This is a genomic window from Cryobacterium inferilacus (assembly GCF_019599185.1).
Lineage (GTDB): Bacteria > Actinomycetota > Actinomycetes > Actinomycetales > Microbacteriaceae > Cryobacterium > Cryobacterium inferilacus.
The window spans coordinates 130,575-146,277 of record NZ_JAIEUL010000011.1 but is presented as its reverse complement, the minus strand read 5'-3'; the positions used below and the strand labels follow the sequence as shown (position 1 = coordinate 146,277).

11 protein-coding genes, 1 tRNA gene and 1 pseudogene are annotated in these 15,703 nt (G+C 64.3%); 9 read left to right on the top strand and 4 right to left on the bottom strand.

The annotated features are described in order from the left end of the window. Window positions 1-341: pseudogene (locus tag K2F54_RS11650) on the bottom strand (transposase); the annotation flags it as partial. A 47-nt stretch (window positions 342-388) separates the two neighbouring features. Beyond that, window positions 389-2,227: an RHS repeat domain-containing protein gene (locus K2F54_RS11645; protein ID WP_220606024.1), complete on the bottom strand. Its 1,839-nt coding sequence runs from the start codon at window positions 2,225-2,227 to the stop codon at window positions 389-391. Between the two features lie 354 nt (window positions 2,228-2,581). Between K2F54_RS11645 and K2F54_RS11640 the strand changes: the two genes are divergently transcribed. Continuing rightward, window positions 2,582-2,821, top strand: coding sequence for a DUF2188 domain-containing protein (locus K2F54_RS11640; protein ID WP_220606023.1), 240 nt, complete (start codon window positions 2,582-2,584; stop codon window positions 2,819-2,821). Between the two features lie 1,078 nt (window positions 2,822-3,899). On the opposite strand, the gene K2F54_RS11635 is transcribed toward K2F54_RS11640, so the two are convergent. Next, complete coding sequence (locus K2F54_RS11635) at window positions 3,900-5,147, bottom strand: S1 family peptidase (protein ID WP_220606022.1); 1,248 nt, start codon at window positions 5,145-5,147, stop codon at window positions 3,900-3,902. 685 nt (window positions 5,148-5,832) lie between these two features. Here K2F54_RS11635 and K2F54_RS11630 point away from each other — a divergent pair. After that, window positions 5,833-6,099, top strand: a complete 267-nt coding sequence (locus tag K2F54_RS11630) for a hypothetical protein (RefSeq protein WP_220606021.1) — start codon at window positions 5,833-5,835, stop codon at window positions 6,097-6,099. Between the two features lie 22 nt (window positions 6,100-6,121). Further along, window positions 6,122-7,891 (top strand): hypothetical protein, encoded by a 1,770-nt coding sequence (locus tag K2F54_RS11625; protein ID WP_220606020.1) that lies wholly within the window; start codon window positions 6,122-6,124, stop codon window positions 7,889-7,891. A gap of 263 nt (window positions 7,892-8,154) precedes the next feature. On the opposite strand, the gene K2F54_RS11620 is transcribed toward K2F54_RS11625, so the two are convergent. Beyond that, window positions 8,155-8,238, bottom strand: a tRNA-Leu gene (locus K2F54_RS11620). A 216-nt stretch (window positions 8,239-8,454) separates the two neighbouring features. On the opposite strand from K2F54_RS11620, the gene K2F54_RS11615 reads away from it, so the two are divergent. From K2F54_RS11615 to K2F54_RS11590, 6 genes are read left to right on the top strand one after another with little or no spacing between them, the layout of a single operon-like run. Next, window positions 8,455-9,201: an FHA domain-containing protein gene (locus K2F54_RS11615; RefSeq protein WP_220606019.1), complete on the top strand. Its 747-nt coding sequence runs from the start codon at window positions 8,455-8,457 to the stop codon at window positions 9,199-9,201. After that, window positions 9,198-9,812: an FHA domain-containing protein FhaB/FipA gene (locus tag K2F54_RS11610; protein ID WP_220606018.1), complete on the top strand. Its 615-nt coding sequence runs from the start codon at window positions 9,198-9,200 to the stop codon at window positions 9,810-9,812. Before K2F54_RS11615 ends, K2F54_RS11610 begins: the two co-directional genes overlap by 4 nt. Before the next feature lie 3 nt (window positions 9,813-9,815). Then, window positions 9,816-11,045 (top strand): PP2C family protein-serine/threonine phosphatase, encoded by a 1,230-nt coding sequence (locus K2F54_RS11605; RefSeq protein WP_220606017.1) that lies wholly within the window; start codon window positions 9,816-9,818, stop codon window positions 11,043-11,045. After that, on the top strand, window positions 11,029-12,429 hold the full coding sequence (locus tag K2F54_RS11600) for an FtsW/RodA/SpoVE family cell cycle protein (RefSeq protein ID WP_220606016.1): 1,401 nt from the start codon (window positions 11,029-11,031) through the stop codon (window positions 12,427-12,429). Before K2F54_RS11605 ends, K2F54_RS11600 begins: the two co-directional genes overlap by 17 nt. After that, window positions 12,430-13,881: a peptidoglycan D,D-transpeptidase FtsI family protein gene (locus tag K2F54_RS11595; RefSeq protein WP_220606015.1), complete on the top strand. Its 1,452-nt coding sequence runs from the start codon at window positions 12,430-12,432 to the stop codon at window positions 13,879-13,881. Continuing rightward, window positions 13,878-15,659, top strand: coding sequence for a protein kinase domain-containing protein (locus K2F54_RS11590; RefSeq protein WP_220606014.1), 1,782 nt, complete (start codon window positions 13,878-13,880; stop codon window positions 15,657-15,659). The genes K2F54_RS11595 and K2F54_RS11590 overlap by 4 nt, the downstream gene beginning before the upstream one ends. Window positions 15,660-15,703 lie beyond the last annotated feature (44 nt).

Genomic DNA, 15,703 nt, shown 5'->3' with positions numbered 1-15,703 from the left:
GCAGGTCACCGTGACGGGGACACCGTCGACGGCCAATTCACGGACCAGCGGGTACATCATTTTGGGTTGACGTCCCGGGAAAGATAGGCCACGGCCCGCCGCATGACCTCGGCTTCCTGCTCGAGCAGCCGGATGCGTCTCTTCGCATCACGGAGCTCCGCGGATTCCTTCTCGGTCACGCCGGGCTTGACGCCCTCTTCGACGTCGGCTTTCTTCAGCCAATTCGCCAGGCAGGACTCCGAGATCCCGAAGTCCTTCGCGATCTGATTCAGCGGGGCTTCGTGCTTCCGGGCGACCGCGACAACATCGCGGCGGAATTCGGGCGGGTAGGGCTTGGGCATGATGACATCTTTCCAGCGAAGACGAATCTCCACAGGTTAGGAGTCAACTAAACCGGGGGCAGTCCCTTCGATGCCTTGTCATAGGTGTAGGTTTCGGATCCGCCGGCCGTGTTGGCGGTGGTCAACTGACGGTTGAGTTGATCAAAAGTGTTGGTGATCGTCCCGGTCGGGCTGACCGATTTTGTTAGATTGCCGGCCTCGTCATAGGTGTTGGTGACCGTTGCGGTCCCGGCGACGGTTGTCAGGAGCCGGTCGATCTTGTCGTAGGTGTACTGCGTCGTGTTCCCGCGACCGTCCGTTGCGGATGCGATCCGCCCGTAGGCGTCGTAAGTGTAGGTCTTCACCCCCAGGCTGGATCCAGTGACCGGCGTCACGGTTGACAGCTGCTTGTCCGAGTTGTGCACGTAAACGGTCTTGTTGGACCCGTTGCCCGGGGCCGTTGCGCTCGTTATTGTCCCGTCGCCGTTCGTGTTGTACGCGAGGGTTGCCGTGGCACCGGCGGCATCTGCGGTGGTGAGCTGGTTCCCGGCACCGTTGAAGGTGCGCAGGCTCGTGTTCCCGTCCGAGTCTGTCGTGGAAGCCGGCAGGTACGCCGTGCTCGTAGTCGAGCCGTACGTAGCCTGGTCCGCTGCTCCGCCGGGCGACTGCGCCTTCGTGAGCGAATTTCCGCTGTTGGCACCATACGTGCCTCCTGCTCCAGGACCGCCAGTGGCACCCACGGTGGCCGTCAGTGTGTCCGCGTTGCCGGTGTAGGTCTTCGACTTCTCCCGACCCGCCGCGTCCACGGCCTTGGTGACCAGTTCCTGGGTGGGATTGATTGTGTAGGTCGTGTGATCGACGGTGGCGACCGCGACACTGCCATCAGTGTTCGGGCCCGCGACCAAGGTCTGCGATGAGCTTGGGTAGGTCAGCCGTGTTGTGGAGGTCCCCGGGGAGCCGGCGGTGGTGTTCAGTTGGTCGATTTTGTTCACCATGTGGGTGCTGCCGTCGTAGGTGAAATTCGTCACTGCCCCCGTGGGTGAGGTGATTGAGGTCAGATCCGACCCGGAGTACGCAAAGGTCGTCGCTTTACCCGCAGCATCAGTGAAATTGATGAGGTTTCCGGCGGCATCCTTCTGATAAGTCGCGGTTCGGATGTTGCTTGCGTTTGCAGTCTGGGTGATGGTGAGTTTGCGGTCGGTAGCGTTGTAAGCCAGATTGGCCGTGCGCGCGCCCGTCGGTCCAGCCGCGGAGACGACCTTGTACGGGACGCCGTAGTCGGTGCTGATCACCGTCGCATTGCCGTTTCGATCGGCGACCTTCATCGGCACCCCGTCCGCGTCAAATGTGACCACCTGCCGGGACGTACGGTCGGTCAAGGTGTAACCATCACTGGTCTTCACCAAGTCCTGTTTGAAGCCGGCCGAGGAGGTGAAAGCCGTTGAGGAACCCGCGACCGGCGTGAACTTCCATGTGACCCCATCGGCACCGGTGTAGACAACATTCGCGCCGTCCGACGACAAGCTGCCCGACGCGGCCAACCCCAAAGACCACCGGTGCGCCGGAGGCTTCGTCGACGACGCGACTTGCCAGCCCAATGAGTTGTACGTCTGACCGAGAAGAACAGTGCTGTTCACGCTGGGCAGCGCGAGGGCTTGCGTGGTGACGAGCAGGTTACCTGTCGCGACATCCACTGAAGCCGCGACTTGGTCACTGATCCGGAACGGGAGTGCGGTGGCGTTTGGCCGCGCGCCGGTCAATCCGGTTGTTGTTGGGCCGGTGGGCATGGCCGCATACGCCGTCTGGGCGACGCCGCCGACCAAGGCAGCAGAGGTGATCCCGACGATCGCCGACTGCAGCGCGAAGCGCCTGCCTTTGCGGCGTGAAGGTGCGGTGAGAAAGGACAAGAGTTACCCCCATCAATTGGTCGTGAGTAAGACACCACTCCGACCTCATGACGGGCTCATGCCCGACGCTGGACTCAAAGCAGCTGACACCGTGGAACCGTTCAACATCCCGATGCGCATTGAAAGCCGCTCTCGGGCAGAACCTATGCTCGCCTTTGGAGGCTCGCTAGGACCCGAAGTGGGGGCAGAAATGCGCTGATCAAGCCCGATATGTTAGGGCAGTCATTGCAGCTATCACCTCTGGCCTAGCCATCATCTCTGTAGCCCGACCTCACTTCCTGGTCCCCGCCGCATGGCGGATGTGAAGCAGGAGTCGACGCTGTGGGACGCTTTGTCCGAGAGGGGGTGAACGAAATGACTACACAGAATCCGAGGCACGTAGTGCCGAACTCCAACGGTGGATGGGATGTCAAGGCGCCCGGAGCGACTCGAGCATCCTCCCACCACGACACCCAGGCTGACGCAATCAACCGTGGACGCGAGATCATCGGCAACGCCGGTGGTGGAGAACTTAATATCCATGGCCGAGACGGCTCGATCCGCGCGAAGGACACGATCCCGAAGGGAAACGATCCGCGGAGCAGTAAGGGCTAGCGCATTCGTGGAGGCCGGTCATCTTTGGACAGTAGGTGGCCGGCTTTCGCGGCCCGAGGGATATCGCCCAGTGGGCGGTCTCGAATCTTTTGCTACGCAAGGCGGCGGTCGTCGTCGTCGACGACGTGGACGTAGTCGAATCCGATCCCGCGGCCGCGAACGGCTGCGGATCGGCCGGGAGAGCGCCCGCCTCCGCCATCGGGGTGCGGTCAAGTCTCTTTCGTTGATACGCGCCATTTCGCCGGGCTTGTCGCGGTCGTTGCGGTCTGCGGTCGCCCGGGAATTCAGAATCAGTTCCCCAGTGAACGGGTCGCACGACGCCAACGGTGGGCTGGAGCGAGCCAGGATCCGCGCCACCGTCCGAGCAGGCACCGCGGTGGCCGCAGCGATTCTCAGCGACCCCGCCTTCAGCGGCGGCCGCGCCTGCGGCAGTTGTGATTCTCGCTGCGCGCTTGTCCTCGTTGGCGTTGAGCGAGGCCGCGATGTTCGCTCGGCGAGGCCGGCCTTGCCCTGTTTTGGGTAGCGTCGCACCTAGCGGTAGGTGTCGATTGCGAGATTATGGGCGAACGGGGGGCTTTGAAACTACTAACGACTCTATAAGAAACTCGACGCCGAACGACACAATACCCCGAGCAGACGAATGCAATCGAGGACTACTGGACAACCCTCGTCGTTGTACAAGCCGACTATCTGTCCGAGACGAGGAAAAAGTTGTCGAGTGCGGCGCATTCAGCGGGTAATTCACGTTCCTGATTCGGTTCCCCGCCACCGAGAGCAATGGTATCCCCGACCTGATATTCCTGCCCCTTCCACCGCAGAATAGTTCCATCCCATTCCGCTGACGACGGAAAGATCGGCACGACTACGGAGTCAACGGTTACGCACCCGTTGGTGATGGATAACTCCCCTTCTAGTGCTACTTCCCTCAGTGAATCACCGACGTCCAAGTCGCTGGTTGCCAAAACGCTTGTTACGGTCGGGCTTGCTGACGCAGTGTTATCGCCCGGAGCAATCGAGCATCCCGCAAGCAGTAACGAGACGGTCGAAGCGGCAAGCACTGCACCGCCTAACTGGGCTCTCATCCGCAGCGCCCCTCGATGCACACCGAGACTGCAAACAGCGCCTCTGCTTGCCTAACCGGCGTGAAATAGCGTGGGTTGGCATTCACAGCGGAGCCATGGTGAATGCCGTATGCAGTGGTTCCCTGGTACCAAGGCCCTCCGCTGTCGCCATCAGCGGATGTGAGTTCCGCTCCTTCAGCTCTTGACATGTTGCTGTAGTTCTTCCCGTCAGACGTGATCGAAATGTAGTTGGCTTTCACCCAGCCGCATGACCGGCCTGTGGATACTCCGAAGTGGCAGATGGCCGTGCCAACAGATGCGGTGGCTACCGCCCTCACGGGGTATCCAAGGCCGTAATCGTAGTGGAACCATGAGTCCATCATGACTGGGCTTCGCATCCACTGTATGTCGCCACTAGCGCCTTGGTGTTCTGACCTGAAGTCGAACGAGAAGTTTCCGTTAGGCGAGATCTGCTGTAGATAGTTCGGGCAATGGCCTGCAGTCACTACACCTAGTTCTGAGCCACCGACTCTCTTGACGACAAAGGCTGACGTGCAATATCCAGTTGCGCCAGAAATTTTCGTCCCGCCGGCTTGGCCGTATCCTTCCGTTGACACAGCGGCGCCCTCCTCGAGTGAGACGGATACGTCGAATGTTTTTGGGTAGGCGCTGTCGGCGGTTTCGAGTGCCAGCTCGATTGCGCTTGCATCAAGTTGCGCGTTCTCACCACGCGCGGCTGATTGAGTTGCCGGATCCACGATCACCTTGATCTCGCTTGTGCCAGAAACCGGCTCGGTCGAGAAGTCGACGCCTGGGCCGACCAGTTCGAGGACTGCTATGTGCACGTCATTGACGGCGCCAATTAGCTCTGCCTCGGAGAAACCAACTCCCCCCACTAGCTCGAACGGAACGCCCACACCATCGAGGAAAGCGGTCGCCTCGGGGGGAACGTCACCACGGAATCGAACAGTAAACGATGCCTCGCCGAGGATCGCCTCTGCAAACGCATCAGGGAATCTCTCACGAAGGACATCCACCGCTTGGTTAGCGCGAGTTTGCCAGTCCTGCTCGCTGCTTCGGAACGGCAAGGCAGTAGCGTTCGGCCGCGCACCGGCCAGGCCAGTTGTTGAGGGGCCGGTCGGCAGAGCCGCGTACGCGGTCTGGGTGATGCCGCCCACAAGGGCGACGCAGGTGATGCCTACGATCGCTGACTGCAGCGCGAAGCGCTTGCCCGTAAAGCGCGAAGGCGCGGTGAGAAACGACAAGTTATCCCCTATCAATAGGTCGCGAGTAAAGACACCACCCCGACCACATGACGAGCTCACGCACGCCTATAACCCGAAAGCAGCTGACACCTTGGAGCCGATCAAAAATCCAGATGCGCTCGAAAAGCCGCCCTCGGGCAGAACCTATGCTCGCCTGCTGGAGCTCGCTAGGACCCGTAATGGGGGCGGTGGGATGCGAGCAGGGTCGGTAGGTTTGGTGGGTCATTGGGCACCACAGGATGGTATGTATCGAGCTCCGCCAGTCTGTGGAGCCCGACACGGACGATCCTCGTTTCATCGAGCTCCTTGGCCAGGGGTTTTTTCGTGCACTCAGGAGACCTCGCCGCCCAGCAACTCACGGCGCTTGCTCAGGTCATGCCCAGCAAACCCGCCGGGTATACCCCGAGGGCGCGCAGTACGCTCCGAAGCACAGCGACGGTCTTGATCTTGAAAAGAGCGCGTCGGACGTCAAATTCAAAGGGGTACGCTCCTCGCCCTGGGCGCGGGTTGTGGTCTCTCGGTCTCGGAGATCATCGATTTGCGAGTTGATGATGTCCATGCAGGAGCGGATGCTTTGCGCGTCGTTGTTCGGGGTGACCGCGCGCGAACCGTCGTTTGCTTGGCGGCTTGGGAGCCCGATTTGCTTGAGCTCCTTGCGTCCCCGCTCCTCGAAGCTCACCTTCTTGTGAAGGACTTCCGCCCAAACGATCCCGGGCACTACATCAATGTCTTCCTTAACAATGCCTCGAAGGGTGCAGAGAAATTCACAGTTGAGCGGCTCCGCTCCACTTGGCTGGTCGAACACTTGACGGGCGGGACCGAGCCATTCGCTCTCATGGCCGCTGCCGGGGTGAAGTCGTTCTCCACCTTCGAGCGACTCGCGGATTACGTCCCTTTGCCCTCGGATGACCGTCTGACAGCGATGTTCAGACGGGAGGTCCGCGATGTCTGAGGCGCCGGCGAGCCCCGTAGTCATGGAGACCCTCTGGCAGGCGTTGCCTGCCGGCCGCTTCACAGGCAATCACAGTCAGATTAGCCACCGACAGGTGGAATTTGTCGTCCAGCTCATCGACGATTCCGGCGTCGCAGACCAAAATGACGCTTGGCAGCTCAGCGATCGGAAGAAGGCTGGTCCCGGCGGACGGCCGCGGCTTGTCTCCACCCGGACCGCCCTGGCATTGTTGCTCCTACTGAGCACCGAACACAGCTCCCTATTCGTTGGGGAGATGGCGATCATCGCTGGCGAGCGGCTGAGCAACACATCCCTTCGCCACCTCGGACTTTGGGGCCAGCGACGTGACGCTAGGACATGGTTCTGGCCGCTCTGGCACGCCCTTCACCGCGCTCTCGACGCCATCGACCCGAAACCCGGTCATCGACGCAAGTTCCCAACTCCCGAGGAGATTGAACTGACGCTTCGTCGACGTGAGGAAACCGGTGCCAGCGCCAAGCAGGCCCGTCTGAACTGGGTGTGCAATCAGCTTGTGGAGGCAACACTGCAGCTTGTCCCAGCCGAGTTCCGTCAGAACTGGAAAGGCGACCTCTGCATCGACGCAACTGTTGTGCCGGCGTTCGGAAAGCGCGGCGCCCCGTGGGGCAAGAAGTTCCACGCCGTCGAGCATGATGCTGGCTGGTACACCCGCGACAGCCGGCACAACACACCGACAGATCCGAGGAAGGTCAAGAAGGCAGTATTTGGTTGGGACGTGACAATTGCCGTCCAGACGAACCACGACCCCAACACGCTGCCCGGCTTTCCTCTCCTCGTGGCAGGAATAGCCATGACCATCCCCGGCAAGGCTCTCATCGAAGCGGCAAAGGACATTATCGTCGGAGTCGCTGACCGAGGCCATCCCATCGGCCGTCTCACCGGTGACCGCGGCTACGCAGCCAGCGCGCATCCGGACGACTATCAACTCCCGGCTCGGCGTCTCGGCTACAAGATCTACACGGACTACCGAGAGGACCAGCTCGGCGCAAAGGACGGCTACGCCGGTGCAATTCAAGTGGAAGGCGCTTTGTACTGCCCTTCGATGCCCAACCGCCTCATAACCGCGACTATCGACGAGCGCGCCGGTCGAATCGACAAGAAGGCGTGGCGCCTGCTGATTGTCGAACGGCGTCAGTACATGCTCCGTCCCAAGTCAAAACCCGACGCGAAGGGCAGCATCGCAATGATGTGCCCCGCACGCGGGCCCGGCGCAACCGCCAGCTGCCCGCTGGTCAACGGCGGATGCGGTCCCAGTGACGACGCCCGCACTCCGATCTTCGACCCACCGGAGGAAAACAAACGCGACAAGATCTGCACTAACGCTTCCTCCGTAACCGTGCCGATCGAGGCGGGGGCAAAGCTGGCGCAGCACATCCAATACGGCTCGGACGAGTGGTCAACGATGTACAACCACGACCGGAACACCATTGAAGGAGTAGACGGATTCCTGAAGGACGGCGCTCACGAAGGCATCCACATCGCAGAGAGGCGCCGAATGCGTGGCTCGACGGCGCAGTTCTTGATGATTGCAATGCTCGTGGTGACAGGGAACCTGCGGAAGCTCCAGAGCTTCCGAGACGAGATGACGGCTAGCTCCTCTCTCTCACGCGATAAACGAGACGCCGCGCAGTTAGCGGCACGGAAAAAACGACGAGAGAGCAACACTCGCATCGCCCCGTGGGACAACTTCTCCGCCAAGAACAAAGAGGAAGACCGTTTGGCAGCAAGAAAGGACCCACCGGCCAAGAAGTAGCTGCCCCGGGCCATTCAATTCCCTTACCCGCATCACAAGGCGCTTCGCCGTGCTCGGAAACTCATGTTCCGGCCGACTGGGGCGCCTTTTTCGCTGCCCACTGCAGCCTGGGGCCGCGCGCTGACGACTAACAAAAGTCTGCGCGCCGGTCCACGACGCTCAAAGTGCTGAGAACGACGAAAGGCCCCCGGTTTCCCGGGGGCCTTTCTTGTTCGCTTTGGGTTTTGCAAATAGATACTGCCTGTTTTGCAATTGACCCACTGTGCGCGAGGGGGGACTTGAACCCCCACATCCTTTCGAATACTGGCACCTGAAGCCAGCGCGTCTGCCAATTCCGCCACTCGCGCGAACTTGGAAATCCTAGCATTGCCCGGGCCTCTAACGCCATTCGGGGGAATCCGGGCAGTTGAGCCGGTGCCCCGACCCATCCACCCACCCCCGTTAGTGGTTCAGCGTGGCTACCCCCGTAGGATGACTTCCCGTGCCCCGACCCGCCCATTGGGTGAGTTAACACGTGGGGCAAGTAACATGCACATAGCCAAACGGACCGGATCGGGAGACCTGTGGGCATACTGGACAGCTTTGAGAAAGGTCTTGAGCGCGCCGTAAACGGCGCTTTCGCCAAGACCTTCAAGTCGGGCGTGCAGCCGGTGGAAATCACCTCGGCGCTGCGTCGCGAGCTTGACACCAAAGCCGCCGTCGTCTCCAGGGACCGCATCCTGGCGCCCAACCGGTTCACCGTTCGCCTCGCCGACGCCGACTACCGCCGCATGGCCGATCTCGGTCCGGCCCTCGTCGACGAGCTCAGCCAGCTCGTGCAGCAGCACGCCGCCTCGCAGGGCTACCAGTTCACCGGCGCCGTCACCATCACCTTCGCCGAAGACGACACCCTCAGCGAGGGTATGGTGCAGATCGATTCCACCTCGGTCTCCGGCACCGTCGCGTGGACCCCGGTGGTCGACATCAACGGCCAGCGCCACCAGCTGGTCAAATCCCGCACGGTCATCGGCCGTGGCTCGGATGCCGACATCACCATCGACGACACCGGCACCTCTCGCCGGCATGTCGAGGTGATCTGGGACGGCACCCGCGCCCAGGTGCGTGACCTCGGCTCCACCAACGGTTCGCAGCTCAACGGTGCACCGGTGAAGCAGGCCATCCTCGAACCGGACTCGGTCATCACCATCGGACGCACCCGCATCATCTTCCGGGTCGTCGCCCAAGCCGGCGCCGACCAGACCGAGGCCCGTCGGGCCGACAACTCCGCCCAGCGGCACGACATGGGCGGATTTTGGGGGCCGAACTCGTGAATCCCAGTGAACTGACCCTGTTGGTGCTGCGCCTGGCGTTCCTGCTGGTGCTGTGGTTGTTCATCTTCGGCATCGTCTACGCCCTGCGCAGCGACCTCTTCGGCCACCGGGTGCGCAAGCTCGCCACGGATGCCACGCCCGCCGCCGCCGCTCCCGGCGCCCCGTTCGCCACCCCGCCGCCGGCCCCCGTTCCGGCCGCGGCACCGTTCGCGCAGGCACCGAGCGCGTCGGCATCCGCCCCGACCGAGCAGTTCTCCAGGCAGAGCGCCGCCCCGGCGGCTCCTGCGGCTCCGGCCGGCCCGGAGAAGGCCACCACCCAGACGGCTACCCGACTGGTCATCACGTCCGGCCCCAAGTCCGGCACCGAATTCCCGCTCGGGTCCGAGCCCGTCACCATCGGCCGCTCCAGCGACTCGAGCCTGGTGATCCGGGACGACTACACCTCCACCCACCACGCCCGTCTGATGCTCTGGCACGACGACTGGATGCTGCAGGACCTCGACTCCACCAACGGCACCTTCCTCAACGGCAAACGTGTGACCGTCCCCACCTCAGTTCCCCTGAACACCACCGTCAAAATCGGCGCGACCAGCTTCGAGCTCCGGCGGTAGCGCATGGCAACGGTTAGTCATAGCGCAGCCGCGTCCAACGTTGGCAAGATCCGATCCAACAACCAGGACTCCGGGTACGCCGGGCACACCCTGTTCCTCGTCGCCGACGGCATGGGCGGGCACGCTGGCGGAGACGTCGCCTCCGCGATCGCCACCAAGCGCATCATCGAGGCCGACCGCACCTACCAGTCGCCGCAAGACGCCGAATTCGCCCTACAGGCCGCCCTCATCGCCGCCAACTCGCAGCTGGCCGAAACCGTCTTCGAACACGCCGAGCTCACCGGCATGGGCACCACCGTCAGCGCGCTCGTGGTCATCGACGACCAGGTCGCGATCGCCCACATCGGCGACTCCCGCATCTACCTGTTCCGTGACGGCGAGCTGTCGCAGATCACCACCGACCACACCTTCGTGCAGCGCCTGGTCGACAGCGGCCGCATCACCGAAGCCGAGGCCATGGTGCACCCGCGCCGTTCGGTGCTGATGCGGGTGCTCGGTGATGTCGAGGCCTCCCCCGAGATCGACACGTCCATCCTGGCCACCCGCGCCGGTGACCGCTGGTTGCTCTGCTCGGACGGGCTCAGCGGCGTGGTGTCGAACACCGGCATCGCCAACGCCCTCAAGTCCCTGCTCGACGCGCAGGCCGTGGCCGACCGGCTGGTCAAGGAAAGCCTGGACGGCGGCGCGCCTGACAACGTGACCATCGTCGTCGTCGACATCGGCGCAGGCGGCGAACGTCAGGGTGACCCCGTCGTCGTCGGCTCGGCCTCCGCTCCGCTCGCGTTCGGGGAAGAGCCCGTGCGCACCCGAGCCCCCCGCATCCCGTCGCTGCGGATGCACCCGGTGCGGGAAACCCACTTCGAACCCGATTCGCAGGACTACCTCTCCGAACTGATCGAAGAGGATGCCCGCCGGGCGTTGCGCCGCAAGCTCACCTGGCTCACCGGCATCGTTCTGCTCATGCTGGCCATCGTCGGCACCGCCGTGCTGGGCTACCAGTGGACGCAGAGCCGCTACTTCGTGGGTGTCGAGGGCAGCACCATCGCCATCTACCAGGGCATCCAGCAAGACCTGGGCCCGATCAAACTCTCCAGCGTCTACGAAGACACCGACCTGGAACTGAACCAGCTGCGTGTCTACGACCGCCAGCAGGTGGAGCGCACCATCAACGCCTCCTCCCTGGAAGACGCCCAACTCATCGTGGAACGGTTGAGCAATGCCCCGGCAGAGTAACCAGGCCACGGTGCCCCGCGAGGCCGCCCCGCAAACCGGGAAGATCCGTCGGCTGCACCTGCCGCAGAAGCTGCGCAACCTCGAGCTCTTCCTGCTCACCATCGCCTGCGGCGTCAACCTCGGCGCCGTCGTGCTGGTGCAGCTCGGGGCTCTCGGCCTGATCGACACCACCCTGGTGTTGCTGGGCGCCAGCCTGTCCGGTCTGGTCTTCGCCCTGCACTTCGTGTTGCGCTTCGTCGCGCGCGAGGCCGACCCGTTCCTGCTGCCCATCGCCACCCTGCTCAACGGCCTGGGCATCGCCATGATCTACCGCATCGACATTGCCAACAACGAGAGCGGATGGGCCAGCGCCGCCGTGCGGCAGACCGTGTGGAGCGGCATGGCCATCGCCTGTGCCATCGCGGTGATCCTCATCATCCGCAACCACCGGGTGCTGTTCCGCTACACCTACGTTGCCGGTTTTGTCGGTGTCGCCCTGCTGCTGCTCCCCCTCGTGCCCGGTCTCGGCCGCGAGGTCAGCGGGGCCAGGGTCTGGATCGGCATCGGCGATTTCGCCACCTTCCAGCCCGGTGAGATCGCCAAGATCGCCCTGGCGGTGTTCTTCGCCGGCTACCTCGTGCGCAACCGCGACAGCCTGTCCATGGTGGGCAAGAAGTTCCTCGGCATGCGCTTCCCGCGCCTGCGCGACCTCGGCCCGATCCTCGTGGTCTGGGCCCTGTCGATGTCGGTCATCATCTTCCAGCGTGACCTCGGCACCGCCCTGCTCTACTTCGGCCTGTTCCTGGTGATGCTCTACCTCGCCACCGCCCGGCTCAGCTGGGTGCTGCTGGGCATGGCGCTGTTCCTCGGCGGCGCCCTCATCGCCAGCCAGACCCTCGAGTACGTCAACGGCCGGTTCACCAACTGGCTGGATGCGCTCAACCCGGTCGTGTACGACGCCGCCGGTGGCAGTTACCAGCTGGTGCAGGGTCTCTTCGGTCTGGCCAAGGGTGGCCTCATCGGCACCGGCCTCGGCCAGGGCCGCCCCGAACTCACCCCGGTCCCGCAGAGCGACTACATCATTGCCAGCCTCGGTGAAGAACTCGGCCTGGCCGGCATCTTCGCCATCCTGGCCCTCTACCTGCTCCTCGTCGCCCGCGGATTCCGCATCGGTTTCGCCGGCCAAGACGACTTCGGCAAGCTCCTCGGCGTCGGGCTCTCCTTCGTCATCGCGCTGCAGTGCTTCATCGTCATCGGCGGCGTCACCCGCGTCATCCCCCTCACCGGCCTCACCACGCCGTTCCTGGCCGCCGGTGGGTCCTCCCTCGTGGCCAACTGGATCATCGTCGCCCTGCTGCTGCGCCTGTCCGACACCGTCCGCAACCAACCTCGGCTGGTGGTCTAGATGAATCGTGAACTCAAGCGAGTCAGCGCCGTGGTGCTGCTCATGTTCGTGGCGCTGCTCTGCTCCACCTCCATCGTCCAGGTGTTCCAGTCCGACAACCTGGCCGCCGATGACCGCAACACCCGCACCCTGCTCGACAGCTACTCCGTCGAACGCGGCGCGATCCTGGCCGGCGGCGAGCCGATCGCCCAGTCCATCCCGGTCGACGACAACTTCAAGTTCCAGCGCACCTACATCAACGGTCTGCTCTACGCCCCCGTCACCGGTTTCATCCCGGTCAACGGCGCCCCCACCGGGCTCGAGCAGGCGCTCAACGGTGAGCTCAGCGGCACCTCGAACGCGCAGTTCTTCGACCAGGTCTCGAGCCTGGTCACCGGCCAGGACCCCAAGGGTGCCGCCGTCGAGACCAGCATCGACCCGGTCGCCCAGCAGGCCGCCTGGGACGCCCTGGACGACCTCACCGGTTCCGTCGTCGTCACCGAGCCCGCCACCGGCCGGGTCCTCGCGATGGTGTCCAAGCCCAGCTACGACCCCAACACCCTCGCCGTACACGACAGCGCAGCGGTCAACGACACCTACGCCAGCCTGGTGGATGCCCCGGGCGACCCGCTGATCAACCGCGCGATCAACTCGCTCAACCCGCCCGGTTCGGTCTTCAAGGTCGTCGTCGTGGCGGCCGCCCTGGAATCGGGCCAGTTCACCCCCGACAGCACCTTCCCGAACCCGGCCAGCTTCCAGCTGCCCGGTTCCAGCTCCGTCGTCACCAACTCCGGCGGCGGCACCTGCGGCGGCGGCGACACCGTCACCATCGCCACGGCGCTGGCGCTGTCCTGCAATATCCCGATGGCCGAGCTGGGCCTGCAGCTGGGCGACGACGCCATCAGGGAGATGGCCGAGAAGTTCGGTTTCAACTCCGAGTTCACCATTCCGCTGTCGGTCACGGCCAGCACCTACCCCGACAACCCCGACGCCGCGCAGACCGCGCTGAGCGCGTTCGGCCAGACCAGCGTGCAGGCGACGCCGCTGCAGATGGCCCTGGTTTCCGCCACGATCGCCAATGGAGGAATCCAGATGCAGCCCAACCTCGTCGACGAGATCCTCGCGCCAGACCTCAGCTCACTGCAGACCTTCGAACCCGTCGCCGCCGACCGCGTGCTCAGTGCCGAAACTGCGGCCACGATGACCCGTCTGATGGTCAACGGGGTCCAGGAGGGTGCCGCAAGCAATGCAAGAATAGACGGAGTCGACGTGGCGGGAAAAACGGGGACTGCGGAGAACGGCGACGATGACCCATACACGTTATGGTTCACCGGATTCGCCCCCGCGGATGACCCGCAGTACGCGATCACCGTTCTCATCGAAGATGGCGGGGGACTCGGTCAGACGGGGTACGGCAACTTGCTTGCCGCACCGATAGCGAAACAGGTACTAGAGGCGGTGCTGAATAAATGAGACCCACAGCAGGGCTCACCTTCGGGGGACGATACGAGCTGCAGTCGCGCATCGCCATTGGCGGTATGGGCGAGGTGTGGCAGTCGATCGACCTCGTCATCGGCCGCACTGTCGCCATCAAGATCCTCAAGGACGAATACCTCGGTGACCCCGGTTTCCTCGAGCGCTTCCGCGCCGAGGCCCGGCACGCCGCCCTGGTCAACCACGAGGGCATCGCCAACGTGTTCGACTACGGCGAAGAAGACGGCAGCGCCTTCCTGGTGATGGAGCTGGTGCCAGGTGAGGCGCTTTCCACCATCCTCGAACGCGAGCACACCCTGCCCGCCGACAAGGTCCTCGACATCGTGGCCCAGACCGCCGCCGCGCTGCACGCCGCGCACGCCGCCGGCCTCGTTCACCGTGACATCAAGCCGGGCAACCTGCTGATCACGCCTGAAGGCCGGGTCAAGATCACCGACTTCGGCATCGCACGCATCGCCGACCAGGTTCCGCTCACCGCGACCGGCCAGGTCATGGGCACCGTGCAGTACCTCTCGCCCGAGCAGGCCAGCGGCCGTTCGGCCTCGCCGACCACCGACATCTACTCTCTCGGCATCGTCGCGTACGAGAGCCTCGCCGGCCGCCGCCCGTTCACGGGTGAGTCGCAGGTCGCCATTGCCATGGCGCAGATCAACGAACAGCCGCCGCCGCTGCCTGACACGGTGTCGGAGCCGGTGCGCAACCTGGTGATCTCCTGCCTGGCCAAGAACCCGTCCGAGCGTCCCGCCTCCGCGGCCCACCTCGCCCGGGCGTCGATCGCGCTGCGCCGCGGCGACGTCGCGGCAGCCGCCGCATCCGTGCCCGCCATCATGGCCGGGATCACCCCCACCGCCGCCACCGCGCTGATGCCAGGCGCCGGTGCAGACCAGACCACCATGCTGATGCCGTCAGCCGGAGCCACCCCCGGCGGCACCCAGCCCGGCACCCGGGCGGAGGCCGCTGCCGCTGCCGCCGCCACCGCACCGCCGAAAAAGAAGAAAAAACGCAGCCCCTGGACCTGGCCGCTGATCGCGCTCATCTCGATCCTCGGCCTGGTGCTCGCGGGCACGCTGTTCACCATCTTCACCGACCAGACGTCAACGCCAGAGCCGATCCAAACATCGCAGGCGCCCGAGCCGGAGGAATCCGCAACCCCGACGCCGACGCCGACACCGACGGCCACCACCGTGCGCATCAACCGGGACGACTTCATCGGGCTCACCAGCGGTGAGGCACGCGACCAGCTCGCCGAACTCGAGCTCAGCGCCAACGTCGTCAACGATCAGCGTGCCGCCGAGTCGGCCGACCAGGTCGATCGCGTCTACGAGATCAACCCCACCGGTTCGGTGAACAAGGGCACCACGATCGAGGTCAGCGTCTACGGCGCCCTGGCGCTGCCTACCGCTCCGTCCGGCCCGCCGACGGTCGACCCTGGCACTGTCGAGCCCGGCGGCGAGGTCACCGTCTCCTGGCCGGCACAGTCCTGCCCCGCCGGCCGCGACCTCACCGGCTACGAGGTCCTGGCCGAGGGCAACGGCGTCGTCTCGCCCGGCATCACCGGTGCGGATGCCACCAGTGCCACGGTCACCGCGGGAACCGGGGACTTCACCGTGAAGTTCCAGTACCTCTGCGGTGACGACGCACCGTCCGGCTACTCGCCCACGGCATCCGTGATCGTGGAGGCCGAAGAGGTCCCGACGCCCACGCCCACCCCGACAGCCACCAAGGCTCCAGTCGCACCGGCCGCGCCCGCTGAGTAGACCAGTTGCCGCCGGGCCGCACCAGCGGCCGGCCGGCACGGGCA

Bases quoted from the DNA above. Each gene is read 5' to 3' on its own strand.
- K2F54_RS11640 (WP_220606023.1), top strand. From the start codon at position 2,582: ATGACTACACAGAATCCGAGGCACGTAGTGCCGAACTCCAACGGTGGA.
- K2F54_RS11625 (WP_220606020.1), top strand. From the start codon at position 6,122: ATGGAGACCCTCTGGCAGGCGTTGCCTGCCGGCCGCTTCACAGGCAAT.
- K2F54_RS11605 (WP_220606017.1), top strand. From the start codon at position 9,816: ATGGCAACGGTTAGTCATAGCGCAGCCGCGTCCAACGTTGGCAAGATC.
- K2F54_RS11600 (WP_220606016.1), top strand. From the start codon at position 11,029: ATGCCCCGGCAGAGTAACCAGGCCACGGTGCCCCGCGAGGCCGCCCCG.
- K2F54_RS11595 (WP_220606015.1), top strand. From the start codon at position 12,430: ATGAATCGTGAACTCAAGCGAGTCAGCGCCGTGGTGCTGCTCATGTTC.
- K2F54_RS11590 (WP_220606014.1), top strand. From the start codon at position 13,878: ATGAGACCCACAGCAGGGCTCACCTTCGGGGGACGATACGAGCTGCAG.